This window comes from Pseudomonas sp. NIBRBAC000502773 (genome assembly GCF_006517195.1).
GTDB lineage: Bacteria > Pseudomonadota > Gammaproteobacteria > Pseudomonadales > Pseudomonadaceae > Aquipseudomonas > Aquipseudomonas marginalis.
In genome coordinates this window covers 6,005,216-6,014,661 of the sequence record NZ_CP041189.1, presented here as the reverse complement: position 1 = coordinate 6,014,661, position 9,446 = coordinate 6,005,216, and the positions used below count along the sequence as shown (strand labels likewise).

9 protein-coding genes are annotated in these 9,446 nt (G+C 62.2%); 6 read left to right on the top strand and 3 right to left on the bottom strand.

Annotation, left to right across the window (positions count from 1 at the left end; all coding sequences use genetic code 11):
- Positions 1–19: 19 nt before the first annotated feature.
- The 3 genes from NIBR502773_RS27815 to NIBR502773_RS27805 form a co-directional block, all read right to left on the bottom strand.
- Complete coding sequence (locus tag NIBR502773_RS27815; protein ID WP_141157472.1) at positions 20–1,375, bottom strand: MATE family efflux transporter; 1,356 nt, start codon at positions 1,373–1,375, stop codon at positions 20–22.
- Between the two features lie 254 nt (positions 1,376–1,629).
- Complete coding sequence (locus NIBR502773_RS30720; protein WP_177414158.1) at positions 1,630–2,718, bottom strand: hypothetical protein; 1,089 nt, start codon at positions 2,716–2,718, stop codon at positions 1,630–1,632.
- A 261-nt stretch (positions 2,719–2,979) separates the two neighbouring features.
- Positions 2,980–3,810: an IclR family transcriptional regulator gene (locus tag NIBR502773_RS27805; protein WP_141157471.1), complete on the bottom strand. Its 831-nt coding sequence runs from the start codon at positions 3,808–3,810 to the stop codon at positions 2,980–2,982.
- A gap of 240 nt (positions 3,811–4,050) precedes the next feature.
- Between NIBR502773_RS27805 and NIBR502773_RS27800 the strand changes: the two genes are divergently transcribed.
- From NIBR502773_RS27800 to NIBR502773_RS27775, 6 genes are read left to right on the top strand one after another with little or no spacing between them, the layout of a single operon-like run.
- On the top strand, positions 4,051–5,079 hold the full coding sequence (locus NIBR502773_RS27800) for an ABC transporter ATP-binding protein (protein ID WP_065939768.1): 1,029 nt from the start codon (positions 4,051–4,053) through the stop codon (positions 5,077–5,079).
- The gene (locus NIBR502773_RS27795) at positions 5,076–5,921 is read left to right on the top strand and encodes an ABC transporter permease (RefSeq protein ID WP_065939769.1); all 846 of its coding nucleotides are present in this window, start codon (positions 5,076–5,078) and stop codon (positions 5,919–5,921) included. Before NIBR502773_RS27800 ends, NIBR502773_RS27795 begins: the two co-directional genes overlap by 4 nt.
- 4 nt (positions 5,922–5,925) lie before the next feature.
- Entirely contained in the window at positions 5,926–6,720 is a 795-nt protein-coding gene (locus NIBR502773_RS27790; RefSeq protein WP_065939770.1) for an ABC transporter permease, read from the top strand.
- Complete coding sequence (locus NIBR502773_RS27785; protein ID WP_065939771.1) at positions 6,720–7,010, top strand: (2Fe-2S)-binding protein; 291 nt, start codon at positions 6,720–6,722, stop codon at positions 7,008–7,010. Before NIBR502773_RS27790 ends, NIBR502773_RS27785 begins: the two co-directional genes overlap by 1 nt.
- Positions 7,007–8,350 (top strand): NAD(P)/FAD-dependent oxidoreductase, encoded by a 1,344-nt coding sequence (locus tag NIBR502773_RS27780; protein ID WP_141157470.1) that lies wholly within the window; start codon positions 7,007–7,009, stop codon positions 8,348–8,350. The genes NIBR502773_RS27785 and NIBR502773_RS27780 overlap by 4 nt, the downstream gene beginning before the upstream one ends.
- The gene (locus tag NIBR502773_RS27775) at positions 8,347–9,444 is read left to right on the top strand and encodes an FAD-binding oxidoreductase (protein WP_141157469.1); all 1,098 of its coding nucleotides are present in this window, start codon (positions 8,347–8,349) and stop codon (positions 9,442–9,444) included. The genes NIBR502773_RS27780 and NIBR502773_RS27775 overlap by 4 nt, the downstream gene beginning before the upstream one ends.
- Positions 9,445–9,446: the final 2 nt, after the last annotated feature.

Sequence of the window (9,446 nt, the reverse complement as noted above, 5' to 3'; positions counted from 1 at the left end):
TAAATTGCGCATCCTTTTATCACACCAACCGCTTGATCTGCTTATGCCGCCACACCAGCCGGTAGTACGCGGTCTGCAACCCCAGCATCGCCAGGTACGTCACCGGGAACGCCATCCAGACACCTTCCAGGCCGAAGTGCGCATTCAGCAGGTACGCCATCGGTAGCTCGACACACAGTACGCAGAAGATCGAGATCGCCACCGGCATCAGCACCACGCCGCTGGCGCGCATGATCCCGCCGATCACGGCCTGGAAGCCGAACACGAGGATGCTCCATAACATGATGTGCAGCAGGTGCTCGGCATTCACGCGCGCAACGTCATCGGTGATGAACAACCCGAGCAACCAGTGCGACAACAGATAGCCCAGCACAATCAGGCCCCCGGTCAGGCACGTATTGATCAACAGCCCGGTACGCAGGATCAGCCCGATACGCTCCAGCCGCCCTGCCCCAATCGCCTGGGCGCCGAGGATCGACGCGGTGATGGCAATCGACAAGGCCGGAAACTGCACGTAGTTGACGATCTGCGTCACCGCGCCATAGGCCGCCGTGGCCTGGGACCCATGGCCATTGACCAACGCCAGGATGACCAGCTCCGAGAGCGACAACACCACCATCTGTAGGCCAGTAGGTAAGCCGATGCGTAGGACCTTTCCCAAAATCACGCGATCCAGGCGCAAGGCCGCGAGCAGCTCGCGGTCCGGCGCCATCACGTGGTTTTTATGGCGCAAGCGCAGGATCAGAAACAGCATCGCCGAAGCATTCCCCACCAGGCCTGCATACACCGCACTCTGGATACCCAAGGGCGGCAGGCCGATCCAGCCGCGAATCAGCGCCGGCGTCAGCAGCAGGCCGACCAGGGTCGAGACCATCAGCGCCAGCAGCGGCGAGATCGTGTCGCTGACCCCGCGCAACAGCTGGGTGTAGAGGATAAATACCAGCAGCAGCGGCATGATCAACATCATCATCTGGGCATAGCCCACGGCATCATCGAGTACATCGATCGGCGTACCCAATGCCTGCAACGCCGGGCGCGCAAACAGGCTGCCCAGCACCGCTGCGATCAGGCCCACCAGTGCGCCAAGGGTCAGGGTGGCACCGGTAATCGCCTTGACCATCCCGGTTTCCTGGGCGCCCCAGGCCTGGCCGATCAGCACCGAGGCGCCCGCCCCCAGGCCGATCACCAGGGCAATGAAGAAGAAGACGATAGGGAACATCCCCGACACCGCCGCCAACGCCTGGGTGCCGAGCATTTGCCCGACATAAATGCCGTTGAGGGTGCCGGAAAAACTTTGCAGGAAATTGGACAGCACCATCGGTGCCAGAAAGATCAGGTAGATCTGCCACAGCGGGCGTTGCAAAGGGCTTTGCATTAAAAAAGGGGCCTCGGAGAACTAAAGCGTCCGAGGGTTATACCGTAATTGGATCCTATCTTCCCGTGCTTTATCCGGTTGCAGGCCCGTGACCTGGCAAGCCATCAGGCGATACGCTTGCCGGTCGCACCTGATCTGTTCCGATAGATCGTACCGGCGGCCATCCGGATGGACGTGACGCGTGGGAAACGCACCATAAAAAGGTTTTCGCCCATCCGTTTTTGCATGGCCCTGTAAGTCAAACCTTATCCGGTCTACTTAGTATTCCTGAGCATATAGTCAAGGTTGTGTATATCAAACCGACCGTCCTCAACCCCGCGCCCAGAGTCGCTAATGCCAATATCCAACTCCCGTAGAAGTCCTGGACGCAGCAGCATCTCAGCCGCCGCTTCACGCGCGTCGGGGTTGAATGTTCGATCCGACGGAATCACGCCTGCGGCTTCTTTCAACTCATTGACATTAACGTAGCCGTCGTTAGCGCCAGCGGTGTACTGCCTGAAATTATCTTTTATGACTTGAACAAGATCGTGATCGCTGACAGCCCTGAATTTGTTCGATGCGTCACCCAGATCATCCCTGGAAAACGCACCGTCCAACTTTCCGCTACGGCCTTGGTCGAGTTGTTTGAATTGATCGCCCCGTGACAGCATTTCCTGAGCAATCTCCATCTCATCTTGAGTGGCTGGCCGGCCATCCAGGTGATATCCGCCCGCGACTGAACTCAGAGACTTGTCAGTGATGAATCCTGGCTTATTCGGATCTTCCAGGGCGCCGAAACGGGCCAGTACTTTATTGGAAAAGTCTTCCTTGCTGTCGTTGGCATACGGACTGAATTCAGACCTCGGAGCCTGACCGCCGTAGGCGCCCCCAGTGTAAGAAGGCTGCGGCGCAAAGTACTCTTGATTCATGCGTAGTTGGCGCATACCGCCGAACATGCCACCCAGTCCGGTTTGCATGCCCCGCGAGTTGGAGAACATATTTTGCGTGGCATACAGAGCCATAGTCTCTTGCACATCCCCTGGGCTGATAAGGCCATCTTGCTCGCCGCCGTTGGTGATACCGTCCAGCACGTTAGCCATTTCAGGATTACGGGTGATCTCCCGGGCGAGCATTGTCATCCGATCATGGTAGGTATCTCCGGTCATTGAACGATTGCCCGCGTGCTCAAGCGAGTCACGGGAAACGAAGGGAGATCCTGGCGTTCTGAAGTAATCGAAGTTGTTTGCAAACTCTCCCAAAATACGCGCGGGAGGCAAGCCTGCACCACTATGTGCAGGCTGACCTACGCCACGCCATTGGCCATTGCTGACTGGCATAGGGGAAAAGGCAGGTTCATTTTTCATGCAATTTGGCGCAGGCGGACAAAACATGCTCATAGTAGTACCTCGGTAATGGAATCCTTCACTGCCAGCCCAGGACACCCCCGCCCTGGATCAACGTTCCATGTGTGGCGGCCTGCAACTTAACGGTTCCCATGATCCGGGATAAAAGGACAATCGACTGCACGAACATGATATTTCCATGTTCAGACCAAGCCCCGTACCACATAGAGAAAAACCCTCACGACCAAGTAGGCATCGCCTTCTGGTTCAACGCCGCCCAGGTCAATCGCCAAAAGCCATCGAGGGCCGGCGCAAAGTCGGGTCAAATGGGTTGATGCGCGGCCCGATCGCCGTCGCTTCGCGCTTGAGCAACTCCACCACCATCGGCAACCGGCTTGGCCCCAATCGATCACTGATGGTCGCCACACTCAACGCCGCCACCGCATGCCCATCGCGATTGAGGATCGGCACCGCCAACCCGGCCATGCCTTCCAGCACCCCTGTATTGCGCGCCGCGTAGCCCAGGGTGCGCACGTTCTCGACCTCCGAGCGCAGCAGCACTTCGTCGTACAGGTGGAAGTCCTTGAGCCGTGGCAGGTTGTAGCGGATCACCGTCTCGCGCTCTTCCTCCGGCAAAAACGCCAGGATCGCCAGGCTGCCCTGCCCCACGCCCAGCGCAACGCGGCCGCCGATATCGCCGGTGAAGGTGCGGATCGGGTACGGGCCTTCGCTGCGATCCAGGCAGATCGCATCGAAGCCGCTGCGCGCCAGCAGGAATAACGAATCCCCCAGTGAAGCGCTCAAGCGCAACAGGCTTGGCCGCACCAGGTCGCGCAGGTTGCCGGTCTTGCCTGCGTTGGCCGCCAGGGCGAAGAACTCCAGGCTCAGGCGGTAGCGTTTGCTGCGCGCGTCCTGCTCGACCATGCCTTCATCCATGAGGCTGCGCAGCAGGCGATGGGTGGTCGGCTGGGACAAACCGACCTGTTGCGCGAGCTGGGTCACGCGCTCGCCGCTCTCGGGCACTTCACCCAAGGCCCGCAGCAGCGCAAACAGCCGAGACACCCCGCCAGCGCCGACTTCCTTATGGGCTTCATTCCGCTCAGTGGAATCCATAACACTCAATCTCACTTCTAATTCTGATGAATGAATAAAACTGAAAATAGTAGTCCGCTCAGTGAAATTCCATCTTCCGTCCATCCTAGTCTTCGTCCTAATCTGCGTCCACAGGGGCGAAATGAACAACTAACGGTAGCCGACCCAGATCGAGCGCCAACGCACCCGCAATACCCTTTTCGCATCTGCCCAAAACAAAAAAGCGCGTTTCGACGCGACTCAAAAAGGTGGAACGCAGACATGGCATTTCTCCAACTCAACGCCTTGAGCAAACGCTACGGTGCCGTCGACGCGGTGGTCGCCACCGACCTTGCGGTGGAAAAAGGCGAGTTCGTTTCCCTGCTCGGCCCTTCGGGCTGCGGCAAGACCACCACCCTGCAAATGATCGCCGGCTTCGTCGACGTGAGCGGCGGGCAAATCCTGCTCGACGGCCGCGACATCACCCACGCCAAGCCCGCCAGCCGTGGCCTGGGTGTGGTGTTCCAAAGCTATGCGCTGTTCCCGCACATGAGTGTGCGCGACAACGTCGCCTTCGGCCTGAAGATGCGCAAAGTGCCGGCCGTGGAGATCGCCGCCAAGGTCAAGACCGTGCTCGACCTGGTGCGACTTGCCCCCCACGCAGAGCGCTACCCACGGGAGTTGTCCGGTGGCCAACGCCAGCGCGTGGCCCTGGCTCGCGCCCTGGTGATCGAACCGCCGGTACTGCTGCTGGATGAACCGCTGTCTAATCTGGACGCCAACCTGCGCGAAGAGATGCAGTTCGAGATCCGCCGCATCCAGTGCGCCGTGGGCATCACCACCTTGATGGTCACCCACGACCAGGCCGAAGCACTGTCCATCAGCGACCGCGTGGTGGTGATGCAGGCCGGGCGCGTGACCCAGATTGATGCGCCGTACACACTCTACGAGCACCCGCGCACCCGTTTCATCTCGGACTTCGTCGGCAAGGCCAACCTGTTGCCGGGCGACTACGACCAGCTGGGCACGCCGCAAGTCCGCCACGAAAGCGGCCACGGCGAGCTGACGCTGAGCCTGCGCCCGGAAAAAATCAGCCTGGTAGATGCAGGTTCGGGTCGCCTGCAAGGCACAGTGCTCGACCGCTACTTCTTCGGCAGCCAATGGCTGTACCGCGTCCACACCCCTCTCGGCGAAATCACCGTGGTGCGCAGCAACGATGGCAGCGCACCAATGGGCAACGGCACAGCGGTCGGCCTGGACTGGCAAGCCGGGCTGCTGCGGGTGCTGGCAGCGGATGAGGTGCACCCATGAGCCGGGGTTACTGGCTCTCGCTGCCGGCACTGCTGCTGTTTGCCGGCCTGTTGCTCCTGCCGCTGGGCCTGACCCTGGTGCTGTCGTTCAACGTGTTCGACTACCAGGTGGGCATAAAGGGAGATGAGTGGACCCTGGCCCATTACCTGGCGTTGTTCAGCGACTCATACTTTTACGAGATTTTCTGGCGCACCTTCTGGATCAGCGCGCTGGTAACCCTGCTGTGCGTAGTGATAGGCGTGCCCGAGGCCTACATCCTCAGCCGCATGGGCACGCCGTGGCGCTCGATCTTCCTGATCCTGATCCTCACGCCGCTGCTGATTTCGGTGGTGGTGCGCGCCTTCGGCTGGAGCCTGCTGCTCGGCGCCGACGGCCTGGTGAACCAGGTGATCCAGGCACTCGGCGGGCGCCCGGTGAAGCTGCTGTACACCCCGTTCGCAGTGATTATCGCGCTGGTGCACGTGATGCTGCCGTTCATGATCATTCCGGTGTGGACCTCCCTGCAAAAGCTTGACCCATCGGCCGAACAGGCAGCCTTGTCGCTGGGGGCGAGCCAGGCCACGGTGATGCGCAAAATCGTGTTGCCCCAGGTCATGCCGGGGGTGTTGTCCGGCACCTTGATCGTGTTCGGCCTGGCCGCCAGCTCGTTTGCGATCCCCGGCCTGCTGGGCGGGCGGCGCCTGAAAATGGTCGCCACCGTGGTGTACGACCAATACCTCTCGGAACTCAACTGGCCCATGGGGGCGACCATCGCGGTGGTGCTGCTGTTGGTCAACCTGCTGATCATGCTGAGCTGGAACCGCATGCTCGAAAGCCGCTACAAAAAGTCCCTGGGGGTTTGAGCGCATGTCCAGAAACGGTCCTTTGGCCCTTGGTTTCCACAGTTTGGTGGTGCTGTTCATGATGGCGCCGCTGGTGGTGGTGTGCCTGGTGGCGTTTACGCCAGAGAACACCTTGAGCCTGCCCACCTCGGGCTTCTCATTGCGCTGGTTTCGCGCGGTGTTCGAGCGCGCCGATTTTATCCAGGCGTTCTACAACAGCCTGGTCCTGGCGTTTACCGCCGCCACGCTGGCGACGCTGATTGCGGTGCCGGCGGCGTTGGCGATCAGTCGCTATCAGTTCCTCGGCCGCAACTTTTTCAGCGCGCTGTTCCTGTCGCCGATCATCATCCCGCACCTGGTGCTGGGGGTGGCAATGCTGCGCCTGTTTGCACTGATGGGGGTCAACGGCAGTTTTACCTGGTTGATGCTCGCGCATGTGGTGATCATCACACCGTATGTGCTGCGCCTGGTATTGGCGGCGGCCATCGGCATTGATCGCAGCGCCGAGCAGGCTGCCGAATCCCTCGGCGCCGGGCGCTTTACGCTGTTTCGCCAGATCACCCTGCCGATGATTCTGCCCGGCGTGGCCGGGGGCTGGTTGCTGGCGTTCATCAACAGTTTCGACGAAGTGACGCTGTCGATCTTTGTCAGCTCGCCGGCCACGCAAACCCTACCGGTGCGCATGTATGTGTACGCCACCGAGTCCATCGACCCGATGATGGCGGCGGTGTCGGCGCTGGTGATCGCGCTGACGGCGGCGACCATGATTCTGCTCGACCGCGTCTACGGCCTGGACCGCGTGCTGGTGGGGAAACATTGATGGCCTTGTTCAAACGATTAGCCGAAACCGAGCGCCCTGCCCTGGCCTTCACCCTCGACGGGCAAGCGGCCACCGGCTTGCTCGGCGACACCCTGCTGACCGCCGTACTGACCTGCGCCGAGCACCTGCGCGGCAGCGATTTCAGCGCCGAGCGCCGCGCCGGTTTCTGCCTGATGGGCGCCTGCCAGGATTGCTGGGTGCGGCTGGCGGATGGGCGCCGTGTGCGCGCCTGTTCGACGCTGCTCGAAGAAGGCCTGGCGATCAGCCGCGAACCGGGGCGCCAAGCATGAAGCCGGTCGTGATCGTGGGCGCCGGTCCAGCGGGAATCAGCGCGGCACGCACCCTGCTCGACCACGGCATCCAGGCGTGCCTGGTGGATGAGAGCCTGCGCGGTGGTGGGCAGATCTATCGGCGTCAACCCCTGGGATTCCAGCGTACGGCCAAGCAGGTATACGGTTTTGAGGCGAGCAAGGCTGAAGCCGTGCACCGCACCCTGGACGAGTTGGCGCCGTTGATCGACTACCGGCCGGAAACCCTGGTGTGGAATGCCGAGGATGATCGTCTGGATATGCTCAATAACGGCCGTGCCGAAAGCGTCGAGTATTCGCGGATTATCGTCGCCACCGGCGCCACCGACCGCATCCTGCCGGTGCCGGGTTGGACCCTGCCCGGCGTCTACAGCCTGGGCGCGGCGCAGATCGCCTTGAAGTATCAGGGCTGCGCCATCGGCGAGCGCGTGGCGTTTTGTGGCAGCGGGCCGTTGCTGTACCTGGTGGCCTATCAATACGCGAAGGCCGGGGCCAAGGTGGTGGCGGTGCTCGACAGCGCACCGTTCAGTGCACAGTGCCGCGCGTTGCCGGCGCTGCTCGGGCAACCGGCGACCTTGGCCAAGGGCATGTATTACCGCGCCTGGCTGAGCGCCCATGGGGTGCCGGTGCATCAGGGCGCGACGCTGCAACAGATCGAGGGTGAACAACGGGTCAGCGGTATTCGTTGGGATACGCAGGGGCTGGCCTGTGACGCCGTGGCCTTCGCCCATGCCCTGCGCAGCGAAACGCAACTGGCGGATCTGCTCGGCTGTGAATTTGAATGGAATGCCTTGAACCGTGCCTGGTTGCCGCGACGGGACAGTGCTGGGCGCAGCAGCCGCGAAGGCGTGTACCTGGCAGGCGACGGCGCCGGGATCATGGGTGCGGATGCCGCACAGATGGCCGGCGAGCGGGCGGCGCTGGCGGTGCTGGAAGATGCGGGCGTGGCCATCGATCATCGCCGCCCCGCTGTGCTGGAGCATCAATTGGCAGGCATCCAGCGTTTTCGCCAGGGTTTGGAAACGGCGTTCCCCTTCCCCGAAGACTGGGCGACGCAGGCACCGGATGAATTGATTGTGTGCCGCTGTGAAGAAGTCAGTGTCGGCGATATACGCGCCGTGGTGGATGAGGGCCACTGGGAGATCAACCGGGTCAAGGCCCATTGCCGGGTCGGCATGGGGCGCTGCCAGGGCCGCATGTGCGGGCTGGCGGCGGCGGAAATAGTCGCCGAGCGCAGTGGTCGCGGGATTGAAAACGTCGGCCGCTTGCGTGGCCAGGCACCGATCAAGCCGCTGCCGTTTGGCGTGGAGGGGCAGCCATGATCGACGCCATTGTCCTGGGCGGCGGGATCGTCGGTGCTTCAGCGGCCTTGATGCTGGCGCAGAAAGGCCAGCGCGTGGCCCTGGTGGAGCGCGACTTTTGTGGCTCGCATTCCAGCGGGGTGAACTACGGCGGCGTCAGGCGCCAGGGTCGGCCGTTGCATCAGTTGCCGTTGTCGCAGCGCGCCCATCAGCTGTGGGCCGACTTGCCGGGGTTGATCGGTATCGATGGCGAATACGTGCGCTCCGGCCATTTGAAACTGGCGCGCAGTCATGGGGATTTCGCCGCGTTGCAGGCGTATGCCGAGCACACCCGAGGCTTTGGCCTGGGCTTGCAGTTGCTCGATCACGCCGAACTGCGCGCACGTTTCCCCTGGGTCGGGGATATCGCGGTGGGCGCCTCACTGTGCCCCGAAGACGGCCACGCCAACCCGCGCCTGGTATCGCCTGCCTTCGCCCGCGCCGCGCAACGCCTTGGCGCATCGGTATACGAGCAGGCCGACGTGGTGCGGATCGAACATGACAGCCGCCATTTCCACGTGCACTGCGCCAACGGCCTGCACCTGCAGGCCCCTTGGTTATTGAATTGCGCCGGCGCCTGGGCCGGCACCCTCGCCGCGCAATTTGACGAGCCGGTGCCGATCATGTCGGCGCACCCGGCCATGCTGGTCACCGAACCGCTGCCGGTGGTGATGAACGTCAGCACCGGTGTCGAAGGCGGTGGGATTTATGCGCGGCAAGTGGCCCGGGGCAATTGCATACTCGGCGGCGGTCGCGGCTTTGCCCTCGGGCCTAAACAGGCGCGTCCGGGGCAAGCGGCGGTGCTGGAGATCCTGCGCAATGCCGGCGAACTGTACCCGTTCCTCAAGGGTGCCCAGGCGATTCGCACCTGGAGCGGCACCGAAGGTTATTTACCCGATCATGAACCGGTGATCGGCCCCAGCAGCACCCAACCGGGTTTGCTCCACGGTTTCGGCTTTGCCGGCGCCGGGTTCCAGCTCGGTCCTGCGGTCGGTGAAGCCTTGGCAGAGATCGTCTGCAACGGGGCCAGCCGCCAACCCATCGAAGCGTTTTCCATCCGTCGTTTCCAAGCCTGAGA